The organism is Marinobacter oulmenensis, assembly GCF_014201735.1.
GTDB lineage: Bacteria > Pseudomonadota > Gammaproteobacteria > Pseudomonadales > Oleiphilaceae > Marinobacter > Marinobacter oulmenensis.
Genome location: NZ_JACHFE010000008.1, coordinates 164,537 through 180,486, shown reverse-complemented (window position 1 = coordinate 180,486; position 15,950 = coordinate 164,537). Strand labels below are relative to the sequence as shown.

Annotated in this window: 13 protein-coding genes; 3 read left to right on the top strand and 10 right to left on the bottom strand. The window is 61.1% G+C overall.

From position 1 onward, the window contains the following. Positions 1-478: 478 nt before the first annotated feature. Both guaA and guaB read right to left on the bottom strand, forming a co-directional pair. Complete coding sequence (gene guaA, locus HNR38_RS14895) at positions 479-2,056, bottom strand: glutamine-hydrolyzing GMP synthase (RefSeq protein WP_183705713.1); 1,578 nt, start codon at positions 2,054-2,056, stop codon at positions 479-481. A 65-nt stretch (positions 2,057-2,121) separates the two neighbouring features. Continuing rightward, complete coding sequence (gene guaB / locus HNR38_RS14890; protein WP_183705712.1) at positions 2,122-3,585, bottom strand: IMP dehydrogenase; 1,464 nt, start codon at positions 3,583-3,585, stop codon at positions 2,122-2,124. Positions 3,586-3,800: 215 nt separating this feature from the next. Here guaB and xseA point away from each other — a divergent pair, with 215 nt between their 5' ends. The 3 genes from xseA to HNR38_RS14875 all read left to right on the top strand — a co-directional run bounded on the left by xseA (position 3,801) and on the right by HNR38_RS14875 (position 7,667). Beyond that, positions 3,801-5,174 (top strand): exodeoxyribonuclease VII large subunit, encoded by a 1,374-nt coding sequence (gene xseA, locus HNR38_RS14885; RefSeq protein WP_379919268.1) that lies wholly within the window; start codon positions 3,801-3,803, stop codon positions 5,172-5,174. Between the two features lie 46 nt (positions 5,175-5,220). Next, on the top strand, positions 5,221-7,143 hold the full coding sequence (locus HNR38_RS14880; RefSeq protein ID WP_343068340.1) for a propionyl-CoA synthetase: 1,923 nt from the start codon (positions 5,221-5,223) through the stop codon (positions 7,141-7,143). A 314-nt stretch (positions 7,144-7,457) separates the two neighbouring features. After that, positions 7,458-7,667, top strand: a complete 210-nt coding sequence (locus tag HNR38_RS14875) for a cold-shock protein (protein WP_183705709.1) — start codon at positions 7,458-7,460, stop codon at positions 7,665-7,667. 73 nt (positions 7,668-7,740) lie between these two features. On the opposite strand, the gene eutC is transcribed toward HNR38_RS14875, so the two are convergent. From eutC to HNR38_RS14835, 8 genes are read right to left on the bottom strand one after another with little or no spacing between them, the layout of a single operon-like run. Next, positions 7,741-8,562: an ethanolamine ammonia-lyase subunit EutC gene (eutC, locus tag HNR38_RS14870; protein WP_183705707.1), complete on the bottom strand. Its 822-nt coding sequence runs from the start codon at positions 8,560-8,562 to the stop codon at positions 7,741-7,743. Continuing rightward, the gene (locus HNR38_RS14865; protein WP_183705705.1) at positions 8,559-9,968 is read right to left on the bottom strand and encodes an ethanolamine ammonia-lyase subunit EutB; all 1,410 of its coding nucleotides are present in this window, start codon (positions 9,966-9,968) and stop codon (positions 8,559-8,561) included. Before HNR38_RS14865 ends, eutC begins: the two co-directional genes overlap by 4 nt. A gap of 27 nt (positions 9,969-9,995) precedes the next feature. Further along, the gene (fabG, locus tag HNR38_RS14860) at positions 9,996-10,769 is read right to left on the bottom strand and encodes a 3-oxoacyl-ACP reductase FabG (RefSeq protein WP_183705703.1); all 774 of its coding nucleotides are present in this window, start codon (positions 10,767-10,769) and stop codon (positions 9,996-9,998) included. Positions 10,770-10,772: 3 nt separating this feature from the next. Further along, a complete protein-coding gene (locus tag HNR38_RS14855) occupies positions 10,773-12,041 on the bottom strand; it encodes a class-III pyridoxal-phosphate-dependent aminotransferase (protein ID WP_183705725.1) in 1,269 nt (422 codons plus the stop codon). Positions 12,042-12,049: 8 nt separating this feature from the next. Then, on the bottom strand, positions 12,050-13,090 hold the full coding sequence (locus HNR38_RS14850; protein ID WP_221275840.1) for a phosphotransferase enzyme family protein: 1,041 nt from the start codon (positions 13,088-13,090) through the stop codon (positions 12,050-12,052). A 17-nt stretch (positions 13,091-13,107) separates the two neighbouring features. Next, on the bottom strand, positions 13,108-13,914 hold the full coding sequence (locus HNR38_RS14845) for an ABC transporter permease (protein ID WP_183705701.1): 807 nt from the start codon (positions 13,912-13,914) through the stop codon (positions 13,108-13,110). A 9-nt stretch (positions 13,915-13,923) separates the two neighbouring features. Next, on the bottom strand, positions 13,924-14,868 hold the full coding sequence (locus HNR38_RS14840) for an ABC transporter permease (protein WP_183705699.1): 945 nt from the start codon (positions 14,866-14,868) through the stop codon (positions 13,924-13,926). Positions 14,869-14,880: 12 nt separating this feature from the next. Further along, positions 14,881-15,933: an ABC transporter ATP-binding protein gene (locus tag HNR38_RS14835; RefSeq protein ID WP_221275839.1), complete on the bottom strand. Its 1,053-nt coding sequence runs from the start codon at positions 15,931-15,933 to the stop codon at positions 14,881-14,883. Positions 15,934-15,950: the final 17 nt, after the last annotated feature.

The following is a 15,950-nucleotide window of genomic DNA, read 5'->3' as shown; positions in this document are numbered from 1 at the left end:
CCCACCTGGGCCATTCAAAAGTATCCGCCAACTACCCTCACTCTGCGGAAATTCTCAGTCTCACCGCTACCGCGAAGCGGTTTAGTTCAACAGCTAATTCAACGACAAATGACGTCTATCCAGAACGCGCCTATCCCCGCGCCAACACCAAAGCTACTCGCCATTTTTCGCTCTATATCAGAAACCTACTGATTATTTACAGTAGCTCTCCTCGAAATAGGCGTCAATTGTCGGGTTTGCCTCAGATCACCAATTCGCTTATTTACAGGCATCAAAAACTAAAGCGCATACTTTTCAATGCCTTGAGAGCCATAACGGCAAGACTCAAGGAGTTTTGCGTCAGTTGTCGTATAGCTCCGACTTTAAGGTGTAATTCTTCTACGCTCGGCCTAGCCCAATGACACCCTCGCAACATCTGTTCTGCCAATAAAAAAACCGCCCGAAGGCGGTTTTTTTAGCTCACTGCAAAGTCACCGAATCATTCCCACTCAATCGTGGCCGGCGGCTTGGACGACACATCGTAAGTCACCCGGGAAACACCGGAAATCTCGTTGATAATCCGGTTGGAGACGGTTTCCAGCAGTTCGTACGGCAGGCGCGCCCAGCGCGCGGTCATGAAGTCCACCGTTTCCACGGCGCGCACGGCGATCACGTATTCGTAGCGGCGGGCGTCACCCACCACGCCGACGGATTTGACCGGCAGGAATACCGCAAAGGCCTGGCTGGTTTTGTGGTACAGGTCGGCCCGGTGCAGCTCTTCCAGGAAGATGGCATCGGCGCGGCGCAGGATCTCGGCGTATTCTTTCTTCACCTCACCCAGGATACGTACGCCCAGGCCCGGCCCCGGGAACGGGTGGCGGTAGACCATGTCGTACGGCAGGCCCAGTTCCAGGCCAATCTTGCGCACCTCGTCCTTGAACAGCTCGCGCAGGGGTTCCACCAGCTTGAGCTTCATGGTTTCCGGCAGACCGCCCACGTTATGGTGGGACTTGATCACATGGGCCTTGCCGGTTTTGGAGGCGGCGGATTCGATCACATCCGGGTAGATGGTGCCCTGGGCCAGCCAATTCACATCCTTGATGTTGGCAGCCTCATCATCGAACACGTCAATGAAGGTGTTGCCGATGATCTTGCGCTTCTGCTCGGGGTCGTCCACGCCCTTGAGCTTGGAGAGGAACAGGTCTTCGGCATCCACTCGGATGACTTTTACACCCATGTTGCTGGAGAACATGTCCATCACCTGGTCGCCTTCGTGCAGGCGCAGCAGGCCATTGTCCACGAACACGCAGGTGAGCTGGTCGCCAATCGCCTTGTGCAGCAGTGCGGCCGTCACCGAGGAATCCACACCGCCAGAGAGGCCCAGCAGGACTTTCTCGCCACCCACCTGCTCGCGAATCTGGCGAACGGCATCATCAACAATCTTGGCCGGGGTCCAGAGCGCCTCGCACTGGCAGATGGTCAGCACGAAGTGCTCCAGAATCCGCTTGCCCTGCAGGGTGTGCGTCACCTCCGGGTGGAACTGAACACCGAATAGCTTGCGCTCCAGGTCCTGCATGGCGGCAATCGGGGCACTCTCGGTGGAGGCCAGCAGTTCAAAGCCTTCCGGCATGGCGACCACTTTATCGCCGTGACTCATCCAGACATCCAGCAGGGAATCGCCGGCCGGGGTCAGGTGATCGGTGATATCCGCCAGCAGCGGGCCCTTCGCCCGCACCTTGACCTGGGCATAACCAAACTCACGTTTCTCGGAGCTGGCCACCCGGCCACCCATCTGTTCCGCCATAGTCTGCATGCCATAGCAGATACCCAGGATGGGAATGCCGCGTTCAAACAGGCCTTCCGGTGCCCGCGGCCCACCCAGCTGGGTCACGGATTCCGGGCCGCCGGCCAGGACAATGCCTTTGGGGTTGAAATCGTTCAGCTCTTCATCGCTGATATCGAAGGGTTTGATTTCACAGTACACACCGATTTCCCGAACACGGCGGGCAATCAGCTGCGTGTACTGGGAGCCGAAATCGAGAATCAGGATGCGGTGGTCGTGGATGTTCTGGGCCATGGAGTCCTCGGCAGTCAACAAACAGCGCGGCCCGGAAAACCGGGCCGCATCAGATCAGGTATGGATTAACCAATTCGGTAGTTGGGCGATTCCTTGGTGATGGTCACGTCGTGTACGTGACTCTCCCGCATACCGGCATTGGTAATGCGCACAAATTCCGGCTTGGTGCGCATCTCATCCATGGTGGCGCTGCCAGTGTAGCCCATGGAGGCGCGAATGCCGCCCACCAGCTGGTGCACGATGTTGCGCATCGGGCCCTTGCAGGCCACCCGGCCTTCAATGCCTTCCGGCACCAGTTTATCAACGCCTTTGCTGGCGTCCTGGAAGTACCGGTCACTGGAGCCCTGCCCCATGGCGCCCAGGGAGCCCATGCCGCGATAGGCTTTGTAGCTGCGGCCCTGGAACAGTTCGACTTCGCCCGGTGCTTCATCGGTACCGGCCAGCAGGCTGCCGATCATCACGCAGTGGGCGCCGGCTGCCAGTGCCTTGGCGATGTCACCGGAGAACCGTACACCGCCGTCTGCGATCAGCGGAACGCCACGGTCTTTGAGAGCGGCCGCCACGTTGGAAACGGCGGAAATCTGGGGCACGCCAATACCAGCCACAATACGGGTTGTACAGATGGAACCGGGGCCAATGCCGACTTTCACCGCATCCGCGCCGGCGTCGGCCAGTGCGAGGGCTGCGTCAGAGGTCGCGATGTTTCCGCCGATCACCTGCACCTGCGGGTAATGCTCTTTCACCCAGCGAACCCGCTCGATCACGCCACGGGAATGGCCATGAGCGGTGTCGACAACGATCACGTCCACGCCGGCTTCGGCCAGTGCAGCAATGCGCTCTTCGGTATCGCCACCGGTGCTGACAGCCGCGCCCACACGCAGACGGCCCTGCTCATCCTTGCACGCCAGGGGGTAGTCCTTGGCTTTCTGGATGTCCTTGACGGTGATCAGCCCACGCAGTTCAAAACCGTCGTTCACCACTAGCACTTTCTCGATGCGGTGACGGTGCAGCAGCGCCTTGACCTCTTCAACGTCAGCCCCTTCCTTGACGGTGATCAGCTTTTCCTTGGGTGTCATGATGTCCCGAACCAGCGTGTCCATCCGGCTTTCAAAGCGGATATCACGGCCGGTCACAATGCCGATCAGGTCGTTACCGTCCACCACCGGCAGGCCGGAGATGTTGTTGGCCATGGTGATGTCCACCAGCTCACGTACGGTGGTATCCGGAGACACCGTGATGGGATCCTTCACCACGCCGCTCTCAAATTTCTTGACCTTGCGAACCGCGGCCGCCTGTTGCTGGGCCGACATGTTCTTGTGCATGATGCCGATGCCGCCTTCCTGAGCCATTGCGATGGCCAGTTCCGCCTCGGTGACGGTATCCATGGCCGCCGAAACCAGCGGAATATTGAGTTTGATATTCTTGGTCAGGTGCGTCTGCAGGTCGACCTGATGGGGCAGAACCTCGGAATATCCGGGCACAAGGAGAACATCGTCGAATGTGAGGGCTTCTTCGGCAATACGCAGCATTGGGATCCGCCTTTTGAACGTGCTAAGTTGAGAACTTGCGCGCCGCATAAGCAACGATGCGGCAAAGCAAAATCCTTAATCGGCCTATTATAGAGTCATGCCTGATTACAGTAAACCGCAGGGTTTATTGCCGTTTGTTTGCATCTGATTGAAATTCCGATAATTTTAACCTCCCCCTTCGGCTATTGCGTATGAATGACCAGCACCCTTCCGGTCTGCAGACCGGCTATCCCGATGCCCGGCCCAGGGCACTGTCTGTCAGCGAACTCAACCGCCAGGCCCGGCACCTGCTGGAATCCAGTTTCATGCAGGTCTGGGTGGAGGGAGAAATCTCCGGGCTGTCCCGGCCGTCATCCGGCCACTGGTATTTCACCCTCAAGGATGAAAAGTGCCAGATCCGCTGCGCCATGTTCCGGGGTGCCAACCGCCGCCTGCGCTCCGCGCCCAGAGACGGCGACCAGATCCGCATCCGCGGCAAGGTCACGCTCTACGAAAACCGGGGCGATTTCCAGATCATTGTCGAACACCTGGAACCCGCCGGTCTGGGCCAGTTGCAGCAGGCGTTCGAGGCCCTGAAGATGAAGCTTCAGGCCGAGGGTCTGTTTGATCCGGCGCGCAAGAAACCGGTGCCGACCACCCCCAGGCACATCGGCGTGATCACCTCCCCGACCGGCGCGGCCATCCACGACATCCTGACAGTACTGGCGCGCCGCTGCCCGGCGATACCGGTCACCCTCTACCCCACAGCGGTCCAGGGCCAGGCTGCCACCGCCGAGATTGTCGGCGCGATTGAACGTGCCCAGGCCCATGGCGTGGCAGATGTACTGATCATCGGCCGGGGCGGCGGTTCCCTGGAAGACCTCTGGTGCTTCAACGAGGAAGCCGTTGCCCGCGCCATTGCGGCCTGCCCCATCGCGACAGTGAGCGCGGTGGGCCACGAAGTGGATGTAAGTATTTCGGATTTTGTGGCGGACCTAAGGGCGCCCACGCCTTCGGCCGCTGCCGAGAAGGTATCCCCGGACCAGCGGGAATGGCTGGCACGGCTGGATGGCCAGTCCACCCGGCTGGCCCAGGCGACAGACCGCTACCTGCAGCGCCAGCATACCCGGCTGGAGCACCTTTCGGCCCGCCTTCGGGACCCACGCAGGGAGCTTCAGGAAAAGGCCCAGCGCATGGACGAACTGGATACGCGCCTGCACCGGAGCCTGAAGCAACGCCTGGAAGCCCACCGGGTGCGCACCGGTCACCTGCAGCAACGGCTGGCCATGCAGTCTCCCCGGCGGGCGCTGGATACCGCCGGTGAGCGCGTCCAGCAGCTTGACGAGCGCCTGGCCAAAGCCTTCCAGAGCCGCCTGCAGCACCAGCAGGAGCAGCTTCAGCACATTGCCCAGAACCTGCAACTGGTCAGTCCGCTGGCGACCCTGGGCCGTGGTTATTCCATTGTCAGGGATGATGACAACACGATTGTCCGCAATGCCGAACAGCTCTCCCCGGGCCAGACCATACGGGCCCACTTCGGCCAGGGCAACGTCTCCGCCGAGGTGACTGAGATCAATTCGAATAACGATAAACTGTTAACAATCGAGTGACTACGACTAGGGTCTACTACCCAAATTGGCGTATTTTTCTACAGTTATTGTTAACAAACATAGAACAATATACGCACAACAGAGGGGAGAGCCCATGAGTTACAACAGTGAGTTCCGCCGGTCGATCGACCAGCGGGATGACTTCTGGCGCGAGCAGGCTGAGCAAATCGACTGGATCGAACCGCCCAAGACGATCTGGCAGCCGCTGGACAACGGCCATGGTGAGTGGTTCCCCGATGGTGTGATGAACACCAGTGACGTGGCACTGGACGCCAACATCCGGGCCGGCCGTGGCGACCAGACTGCCCTGATTTACGATTCCCCGGTGACCAACAGCCAGCAGACCTTCACCTACAACGAACTGCGGGACGAAGTGGCCCGTGTCGCCGGCGCCCTGCGTGACCAGAACGTCGGCAAGGGTAACCGCGTCATCATCTACATGCCGATGATTCCCCAGGCCGCCATTGCCATGCTGGCCTGCGCCCGCCTGGGTGCCATTCATTCGGTGGTGTTCGGCGGCTTTGCCTCTCACGAACTGGCGGTGCGCATCGATGACGCCAAGCCCAAGGCGCTGATCACCGCGTCCTGCGGCATCGAAATCTCACGGGTCATTGAATACAAGCCGCTGGTCGACAAGGCCATCGAAGAAGCCAACCACAAGCCGGATACCTGCGTGGTCTATCAAAGGCCACAGGCCACCGCCACCCTGCAGGAAGGCCGGGACGTGGAGTGGAACGACATGGTCGCCAACGCCCAGCCAGCCGATCCGGTGCCGGTCAAATCCACTGATCCGCTGTACATTCTGTACACCTCCGGCACCACCGGTAAGCCCAAGGGCGTGGTGCGGGACAACGGCGGCCACGCGGTGGCGCTGAAGTACAGCATGAAACTGGTTTACGACGCCGATCCGGGCGACGTGTTCTGGGCAGCCTCGGACGTGGGCTGGGTGGTTGGCCACAGCTACATTGTCTACGCCCCGCTGTTCAACGGCTGCACCACCATCCTGTACGAAGGCAAGCCGGTGAAAACACCGGATTCCGGCGCCTTCTGGCGCGTGGTTCAGGACCACAAGGTAAACATGCTTTTCACGGCCCCGACCGCCTTCCGCGCCGTGCGCAAGGAAGACCCGGAAGCCGACCAGTTGGCCAAGTACGATGTCTCGTCCCTCAAGCGCATCTTCCTGGCGGGCGAGCGCCTGGACCCGCCCACCTACGAGTGGCTCAAGGAACACACCGGCCTGCCCGTGCTCGACCACTGGTGGCAGACCGAGACCGGCTGGGCCATCTGCTGTAATCCGATTGGCATTGAGCCCATGGACACCAAGCCGGGCTCTGCCACGGTGCCCTCCCCCGGCTTCAACGTTCAGGTCGTGGACCCGGACGGCCACCAGGTCGCCGCCGGCGAACAGGGCCAGGTAGCGGTCAAACTGCCGCTGCCACCGTCCTGCCTGATGACGGTCTGGGGTGACGACGAGCGCTTCCAGAACAGTTACCTCAAGACCATTCCCGGCTTCTACACCTCCGGTGACGGCGGGTTTGTCGACGATGACGGCTATGTGTTCATCATGGGCCGCACCGATGATGTCATCAACGTGGCGGGCCACCGCCTGTCCACCGGCGAAATGGAGGAAGTCGTCGCCTCCCATCCGGCCATCGCCGAATGCTGTGTGGTGGGTGCCCAGGATGAGCTCAAGGGTCAGATTCCCATCGGCCTGGTACTGATGAAAGACGGCGCCACCATCGACCAGGATGAACTCGAAGAGGAACTGGTGGAGATGGTCCGCGACAAGATCGGCGCCATCGCCTGCTTCCGCCGGGCCATTGTGGTCGAACGGCTGCCCAAGACCCGTTCCGGCAAGATCCTGCGGCGGGTGATCCGCCAGATTGCCAACGGTGAGGAGTACAACGTGCCGAGCACCATTGACGATCCGGCCATCCTGGACGAGATCAGCTCCAAGTTCAGCCAGTAGTTCGCACCCTACTTTCACGACAAAACCGGAGGCCGGCTGCCGAAAGGCAGTCGGCCTCTTTGTGTCAGGGTGATGACAAGTTCTTGTTTTTTAGCTATTTAAAACGGGCGATTGGTCACAAAAAAAACAATTGACGGTCCCCGCATCCGGTCTATACTGAAAATTGCTGTGACTTTCCGCAGCGGTATTTTGTGAATGTGTTACAACGTCCTGCCCAGGCTCTTCGTTGCCCTTCCTCAGTACTCTACGGATCTTCCAGCGCAGACCATGTCCCGTGAGGGCAGTTTCCAGTTATACAGATACAGGATAGATCGATGTCCGACACCAAAACCGGCCATGTTAAGTGGTTCAACGAATCCAAGGGCTTTGGCTTCATCGCCCAGGAAGGCGGCAGTGACGTTTTTGTTCACTACAGTGCAATCAACGCAAGCGGTTTCCGCACTCTGGCTGAAGGCCAGCAGGTGCAGTTCACCGTAACCCAGGGACCGAAAGGCCCACAGGCGGAGAACGTTACGCCTCTGTAAGGGGTTGTCGTTAGCCGTCGGATGCCCCTCACGGGCAGCCGAAATAAAAGCCGGCCTCGCGCCGGCTTTGCTGTTACTGGCCGGTCAGAAAATTGCCGATCCTGGCCTTGTCTTCCTCCACCACCATGGGCTCGGAATCGTCTTTCAGGCTGACACCGGATAACTGCCGGCTGATCGAACCTTTCATTAACGCTTCCAGCCGGAACGCTGCCGCCCCGTACCCCAGACCTTCCGGCCGGATATTGGAAATACAGTTGCGGGCGTCGTCGTGCAGGCCCTGGCGGGGCGCGTAGGTCAGATAGGCTCCCAGGCTGTCGGGGGAACTGAGCCCCGGCCGTTCGCCGATCAGCATCACCAGCAGTCGGGCATTGAGCCTTTCGCCGATGTCATCACCCAGGGCCACCCGGGCCTGATTGGCGATCACCACCGGTGCCACCGACCAGTGGTTGTCCGCCGCCACCTTCAATAACCGTTCCAGCATCGCCAGGCCATGATCCTGCACGGCCCGCGCCGACAGACCATCCGCCAGCACAATGGCCAGATCCGGCGGCGGAGCATCCGGCCCCGCCCCCATCTTTTCGAGGCAGCCAACGGACCGCTCGGACAGTTGCCGGCCAAGATCCGGGCGGGTCAGGTACGTCACCCGGTCCGGCGCCTGGCTTTCCACTTCACAGCAGGGCACTCCGAGGCGGTCGACGCCATCAACCAGCGCCGCGCCGTCCAGGGCGGTATGCACAGCATCCCGGGCCTTGGCATGGGCGAGCTGGAATTCCAGGTGGGCCCGGGTTGGCTGGCTGGCACCGGCGTGGCCCAGCGCGATGCGGGCGCGGGTGATGCGCCGGAGGTCCTGCCAGGGGTCAGCAACGGCGGGATTCCTTTCCACAGGGTCTGTCATGTGTCCACCTTTCCGATTGCGGATTCAATGGCCGTTCCGAAGGCTTCCGGCAGCTGGCTGCCCGGTGCCAGCGCACCGGCCCCCGAATCCATAATGGCCATTCGCTGCAGCCATTGTTCGAATTCCGGGGTGGGCCGCAGGCCGAGCAGGTTGCGCAGGTACAGCGCATCGTGAAACGACGTGCTCTGGTAATTGAGCATGATGTCGTCAGCGCCGGGAATGCCCATGATGAAATTCACCCCGGCCGTGCCCAGCATGGTCAGCAGGGCGTCCATGTCGTCCTGGTCGGCTTCGGCATGGTTGGTGTAACAGATGTCACAGCCCATGGGCACACCCAGTAACTTGCCACAGAAGTGATCCTCCAGCCCGGCCCGGATAATCTGTTTTCCGTCATAGAGGTATTCGGGGCCGATAAAGCCCACCACGGTATTGACCAGGAAGGGGTTATATCGACGGGCCACGGCATGGGCACGGGCTTCGAGCGTCTGCTGATCGGCACCGTGATGGGCATCCGCCGACAGGGCGCTGCCCTGCCCGGTTTCAAAATACATCAGGTTCTGGCCCCGGGTGCCGCGGTTAAGGCTGAGCCCGGCCTGATACCCCTGCTCAAGCAGGTCCAGCGAGACCCCAAAGCTACGATTGGCGGCTTCGGTGCCTGCAATCGACTGGAACACCAGGTCCACCGGCTTGCCCCGCTCAATCAGTTCAATGGTGGAGGTGATGTGCGTCAGCACGCAGGACTGGGTGGGAATGTCGTATTGCCGGATCACTGAATCCAGCATGTCCAGCAGGTCCCCGATGGCCGCGAAGTTGTCGGAGACCGGGTTGATACCGATCATGGCATCGCCGTTGCCGTACAGCAGGCCATCGAGCACGCTGGCGGCGATCTCGGAGACATTGTCTGTCGGGCTGTTCGGCTGCAGACGCGTGGCCATGCGCCCTTCCTGGCCCATGCTGTTGCGGAAAGCGGTTTCGACCCGGGTCTTGCGGCCGACCAGAATCAGGTCCTGCACCCGCATGATCTTGGAGACCGCCGCCACCATTTCCGGCGTCAGGCCCGGAGCCAGCGAAGCCAGGGCCTGGCTGTCGGCCTGGTGACTCAGAAGCCAGTTGCGAAAATCGCCCACGGTCAGGTGACTGACCGGGGCAAACGCGGCAGCATCGTGACTATCCACAATCAGGCGGGTGACCTCATCCTCCTCGTAGGGGATGACGGCCTCCTGGAGAAAGTGGCTCAGCGGCAGTTCCGCCAGGGCCATCTGGGCGGCGACCCGCTCGGTTTCGGAACGGGCCGCCACCCCGGCCAGACAGTCGCCGGAACGCAGGGGCGTGGCGCAGGCCAGCAGTGATCTCAGATCCTCGAAATGCCAGCGCTCACCACCGGCTATCTGGGAAAAACCACCCATGTTGAACTCCCCTGGCGTCGGTTCGGTTTATTCCATCGCTTCAAGCGATTCAGGCAGCACCTGGCCGCCATCCACCACGATAGTCTGGCCAGTCACATAACCGGCCTCGCGGGAGGCAAAGAACATGGCCGCCGAGGCGATGTCGGTGGTATCCCCCAGTCGCTTCAGGGGGATGGAGGCGGCCATCTGGTCCAGATAGTTCTGCCCCATGCCTTCCAGCCCTTCGGTGATGATGTTGCCCGGCATCACGGCGTTGATGGTGATCTGGTATTTGCCCAGCTCAATCGCCGCTGTACGCAGAAAGCCTAGCTGGCCTGCCTTGCTGGCGCCATAGTGGGACCAGCCGGGGAAACCGGTAATCGGGCCGGTGATGGAGGAGGTCAGCACCACGCGCCCGGCCTGGCTTTTCTTCAGCGCCGGCAGCGCCGCCTGGACACTGATGAAAGTCCCCTTGAGGTTGGTGTCCAGCACTTCATCCCACTGGTCTTCGGTCATTTCCTCCAGACTGGCGGAAGGGAAAATCCCGGCGTTGGCACAGAGCACGTCCAGGCCACCAAAGGCTTCAACGCTGGCCGCGACGGCCGCGTCCATCTGGTCCCGTTTGGTAACATCAGCGGCACAGGCGATGGCGGTGCCGCCGGCCTGTTTGATTTCCTCAACGGTTGCCATTGCCGCCGCTTCGGTGCGGGCGACTACCGTCACGCGGGCGCCGGAGGCGGCGAACGACGTGGCTATGCCCTTGCCGATACCTTTGCTGCTGCCGGTGACGAGTACGGAGAGTCCTTCAATGGATGAAATCATCGGTTATTCCTCGGAAGTGGTTTCGGTTATGGCGTCGCGGGCCTGCTCGATGGCCTGATCCAGGCGTTCGATGACCTCACTGGCCAGTTCGTCGCTCATCAGCAGCCCCGGTTTGAATTGCAGCACCGACGGGTCCAGGGCGGAGAAGATGGCCCAGACGCCGTTTTCGTAAAGGGCCCGGGTAACCGGTTCGGCCCCTTTCGGCCCTTCAAACTCCAGGCCAATGATCAGACCGTTCTGGCGAATACCTTTCAGGAAGCCCTCGTGCTTGCCCTTGAGCCGGGCCAGTTCGTTGGCGAAAAAGGTGCTGAGCCGGTCAACACGGGCCACGGTCTCCGGCCGCTGGGTGATTTCCAGGACTTTCAGCGCGGCGGCACAGCCGATTTCGGCACCGCCAAAGGTGGACATGTGCGCCCAGCCGTCTTCCCGAAGCCAGGCACCGGCCTGCTCCGAGACAAGCACAGCAGCAATCGGATAGATGCCGCCGGACAGGCCCTTGCCGGTCACCAGCAGGTCCGGTGTCACGCCATAGCCGTCAATGCCCCAGAGCGTGCCGGTGCGCATCAGGCCAGTCTGTACCTCGTCGGCGATGTAGAGGGCACCGTACCGCTCACACAGGGCCTTCACGCCCTGCAGGTATTCCGGCTCCGGCATCGGGAACCCGTAAGTGGCCGGAATGGTCTCCATGATGACGCAGGCCACGTCTTCGCCCCGGAGGGCCTCTTCCATGGCGGCCAGGTCGTTGAACGGCACCTGGCAGAATTCGTCGGCGTCCGGCTCACACAGGAAAAGGTCTGCAAACCGGGGCGCACCGGCTTTGACCGCTAGCCCGGTATGGCCGTGGTAGCAGTTCTCCAGGGAGACGATTTTCTTGCGCCCGGTGGCGTGGCGGGCGGACTTCAGGGCTATATCAATCGCCTCGCCGCCGCCGCTGGCGAAGATGGCGTACCTGAGCCCATCCGGCGCCGTTTCCAGCAGTTTTTCCGCCAGTTCGGTGCGCTTGATCGCCGGGAAATGGTGGTTGCCGATGTCAAAATACTGCATGGCTTCTGTGACCGCTTCGATCACTTCAGGGTTGCGGTGGCCCAGGTTATAGACACCGCCATTCAGGTGCATGTTGATCAGTCTTGCCCCGTCCAGATCCCAGAAGCAGTACCCTTCCCTCCGGTCGATCACAATATCGACGCCCCGGTCCTGCCAGTCCTGGGTTTTGCCCGGGTTCCATACCTGTTTGGTGCGCTCTAGGAAGGCGGCTTTCTTTTCGGATGTCATGAATTGCCTCACAGTGTGTTGGGGGACCCGTCCGGTTTCGACAGATAGGCACGGGCCAGGGCTACGGTATCGGCTGCAAAGGATTCACCCTGCTCCACCGCCATGTCGGCTGTGGGGTGGGATCCGACCCAGGCCAGCAGGGTCATGCGCCGCAACAGAATGAACGTGGGGATTTCGGCTTCCTCCTCCCCGGAGAGGTCGGCCACGGACCGGTAACCGGACAGCCAGGCACTGACCAAATCCGGGATATCGGGCCGGGTCTCGATGAAGCTCAGGGCCGAGGCCAGGTCGTACAGGAACCAGCCCAGGCCGCAGTCGTCAAAATCAATCACCCGGGTCTCACCACCGTTCTCCAGCAGGTTGGCCAGTCGCAGGTCAGAGTGGATCAGGCCGAAACGATCCGGCCCTTTGCCAAAGGCTTCCAGCCGGCGGCGGAGGGTTTCCTGGGCCTGATCGAGCAGCTGGATGTCATCGGCATCCAGGCCCGGCGCTTCCCGCCAGTCGCCCCAGTTCTTCACCGCGCCCAGGCAGCCGTCGTAATCCCAGACCAGGCGCTCAAAATACGGCGGGCGCTGCCAGTCCCGGGCGTGCAGATGCAACTGGGCGGTCATCCGACCCAGTCGTTCAAAGGGCGCCAGCAGTTCCGATTCGTCCGGTGCATCGCCTTCGATGAACTCGAACAGATCAACAAACCTCGACTGGCTGTCCGGGCCATACCGGCTTTCGCCGGACACCACGTATTCACCCTCCAGAGTCGGAATGGCCTGCGGTGTTTTGATGCCCATGTCTTTTTGCAGGGCCGCCATCCACGCCAGTTCGGTATCAATGGCGTTGCGGCTGTGATAACCCGGCCGGTGCACGCGAAGCACCAGCGGCTCCCGCCGGTCTGCGGCGTCCACCCGGTAGGTGGCGTTCTCTGACAGACTCAGCAGGGTCATGGGAGAGTCCACCGGCAGGCCCCATTCGGGCAGGGCCTGCCTGGCAATTCCCTCGATGATATAGAGCTGATCGTCCCTGGGCAGCTCGTCGAATTGTGCATTGGCATTCATAGTGACTGTCTCCCTGATTACTGCTTGCGGCCGCGGGTTCCGAGCCAGTACCCGCCCAGCAGCAGAATCCCGGCCAGCAGCGTGGTCAGTGTGCCCAGTGCCGGAACCTGGGGCGTATAACCGGCCACCATCTTGGCGTAGAGCCATTCCGGAATGGTCTGCTCGGCGCCCGTGGTGAAGGTTGAAAGCGGAAAGTTGCCCCAAGACAGCAGGAACGCGAACAGGGCACCGGAGAAGATACCGGGCCACAGAATGGGCAGAGTGATCTCTTTGAACACCTGCCAGCGGGAAGCGCCCAGGTCGAACGCCGCCTCCTCCACCGCCGGGTCAAAGCCATAGACCTGAATGCTGATCACCAGCGTGACCACCGGCACGATCCAGACCAGGTGAGCGAACACCGCCAGCTCCCAGCCGGGGGCAATGTCCCAGGCCGAGGACCACAACAGGATGGCCAGCCCGAGCACCGCCTGGGGGAAGAAGATCGGCAGCAGAATGAGCTTCTGGTACAGGGTTCGTCCCTTCCAGTCATAGCGGGCAAAGGCCAGTGCGCCGGCAATGGCCAGCAACACCGAGATCAGCGTGACCAGCGCCGCAATGAGCACAGAGGTCCAGAGGTAGTCCCGGATCTCGATGGAACCGAGAACCGAGCCATACCACTCCAGAGACCAGGACTTGATCGGGAACATGAAGAACCGGATCTTGGACAGGGAAGCCAGCACCACCGCCACCATGGGCAGGTAGATGAAGGCGAGGACGACCAGGGTCCAGATCCTCATGGCACGTTCGCTGGCCCGGCTTCCGAAAGCACTTGATGGTGTATCCATGACGGACTCCTATTTGCGGGACAGCAGTTTGTCGAGGTTGAGCTTGGACAGCAGGCCAATCACCAGCACCCCGGTCAGCAGAATCAGCAGGGTCGACAGTGCCGAGCCCAACGGCCAGTTCTGCGCATAGGTAAAGGCGGTTTCGATGTCGTGGGCGATCATGATCACAGACTGGCCACCGAGGATCTTGGCCTCGGAAATCGAACCGAGAACCAGCACAAAGGTGAGCAGCGCGCCGATCAGGATGCCGGGCATGGCCAGCGGTATTTCCACTTCACGGAACACCTGGCTACGGGTAGCCCCCATGTCGAAGGCCGCCTCACGACAGGACTCGGGAATCATCGACACCCCCAGAGCCATCGGAAACAGCATGAATGGCAGATACACGTAGACCATGCCGAGGATGGTCACCGGCACGTTGTACAGCAGCTCCGGCACTTCCCAGCCGAACAGGGTCCGCAGGGAGCCATCCAGGATGCCGTGATTCAGCAGGGTCAGAACCCAGCCGAACAGCCGAACGTTCTCGGACACAAACAGCGGCAGTACCAGCAGCAGCGTCAGGATCATGGACCGCCGGAAAACCCGGGACAGGCCATAGGCCACCGGCCAGCAGATCAGCATCAGGATCACCGTCGTGGCCAGTGCCAGACCGATGGACCAGGCGAACGACAGGTAATAGCTGTCCTGAAAAATGGTGACGAAGTTTTCCAGCGTGGGCAGGTTGTCCACGCCGAACGAACGGGCCGGCATCACGCTGTACAGCACCACCAGGGCCAGCGGCCCGATAAACCCGGCAATGAACACGGCCAGCGCCGGCAGGCTCAGCAAAAAGCCCGGCTGGCGCGCCCAGGTGCTGAGTGCTTTCAGGCCGCGTTCGCGGGCCGGCGGAGTACCGGCATCGCCCGTATCGTCAATCCGGGCTTGGGTGAGAGAAGAAGGACCAGGCGCATTCATGGCATCACTCCCCTATTCCGACATCAGCACGGACTGATCGGCATCCCAGCCCAGGCTGACGCTGTCGCCCACTCCGAAAGGCTGACCAATCATGGTTTCCACCAGCAGGGCCCGCTCCTTGACGCGAACCTGATACTGAACCCGGGAACCGAGCACATACTGGTGCTCGACAACGCCCTCAAAGGTGCTGTCGGCCTTCTCGTCCGCCGATAGCAGGCGGATGCGCTCGGGCCGGACAATCAGAACCCCCTCATCCACCGGACTGTCAGGGGGCGCCGGGTATTGCGCGCCGGTTTCGGTGTCCTCAAGCCACTGTGAATCCTTGCGGCTGACCCGGAACTCGTTCACCTCACCCATGAACTGGGCGACAAAACCGTTGGCGGGGTTGTTGTAGATCTCATCCGGTGTGCCCACCTGGACGATCCGGCCCTTGCGCATGATCGCGATGCGATCACTCATCACCATCGCCTCCTCCAGGGAGTGGGTGATGTAAACAAAGGTTTTACCGGTGCGCCGCTGGATATCCTTCAGTTCTTTTTCCAGGGTCTTGCGCAGGCGGTAATCAAGGGCGGACAGCGGTTCATCGAAAAACAGGATCTGCGGGTCAAACGCCAGGGCCCTTGCCAGGGCCACCCGCTGGCGCTCACCACCGGAGCATTCGCTGACCTTCTTGCTGTAATAGGATTCGGACAGGTGCAGCTGCTCGAGCAGCTCAATGGCGCGGGTCTTGCGGTTATGCTTGGCTTCGCCCCGGAGTTTCAGGGGAAACTCGATGTTTTCACCGACGCTCTTGTGCGGAAACAGCGCCAGCGACTGGAAAACCATACAGGTTGGCCGGCGGTTGGCCGGTACATCATTGACCCGCTCGCCGGACATCAGGATGTCGCCGCGGGAAGGCTTGTCCATGCCCACCAGCATACGGATCATCGTGGTCTTGCCGCTGCCGGAGGGGCCCACCAGGGTGAAAAACTCCCCATCCTTCACCGACAGATTGATGCGCTCAACGGCAACAAAGTCACCGAAGTACTTCTCTACGCCCTTGAGTTCAAGGATCGTCTCACTCATGGCCATCTCCAGTAACA

Coding starts and splice junctions, on each gene's coding strand:
- guaB (WP_183705712.1), bottom strand. CDS start 3,585: ATGCTGCGTATTGCCGAAGAAGCCCTCACATTCGACGATGTTCTCCTT.
- HNR38_RS14850 (WP_221275840.1), bottom strand. CDS start 13,090: ATGAATGCCAATGCACAATTCGACGAGCTGCCCAGGGACGATCAGCTC.
- HNR38_RS14865 (WP_183705705.1), bottom strand. CDS start 9,968: ATGGGTGGTTTTTCCCAGATAGCCGGTGGTGAGCGCTGGCATTTCGAG.
- HNR38_RS14845 (WP_183705701.1), bottom strand. CDS start 13,914: ATGGATACACCATCAAGTGCTTTCGGAAGCCGGGCCAGCGAACGTGCC.
- HNR38_RS14855 (WP_183705725.1), bottom strand. CDS start 12,041: ATGACATCCGAAAAGAAAGCCGCCTTCCTAGAGCGCACCAAACAGGTA.
- guaA (WP_183705713.1), bottom strand. CDS start 2,056: ATGGCCCAGAACATCCACGACCACCGCATCCTGATTCTCGATTTCGGC.
- HNR38_RS14875 (WP_183705709.1), top strand. CDS start 7,458: ATGTCCGACACCAAAACCGGCCATGTTAAGTGGTTCAACGAATCCAAG.
- HNR38_RS14840 (WP_183705699.1), bottom strand. CDS start 14,868: ATGAATGCGCCTGGTCCTTCTTCTCTCACCCAAGCCCGGATTGACGAT.
- eutC (WP_183705707.1), bottom strand. CDS start 8,562: ATGACAGACCCTGTGGAAAGGAATCCCGCCGTTGCTGACCCCTGGCAG.
- HNR38_RS14835 (WP_221275839.1), bottom strand. CDS start 15,933: ATGAGTGAGACGATCCTTGAACTCAAGGGCGTAGAGAAGTACTTCGGT.
- fabG (WP_183705703.1), bottom strand. CDS start 10,769: ATGATTTCATCCATTGAAGGACTCTCCGTACTCGTCACCGGCAGCAGC.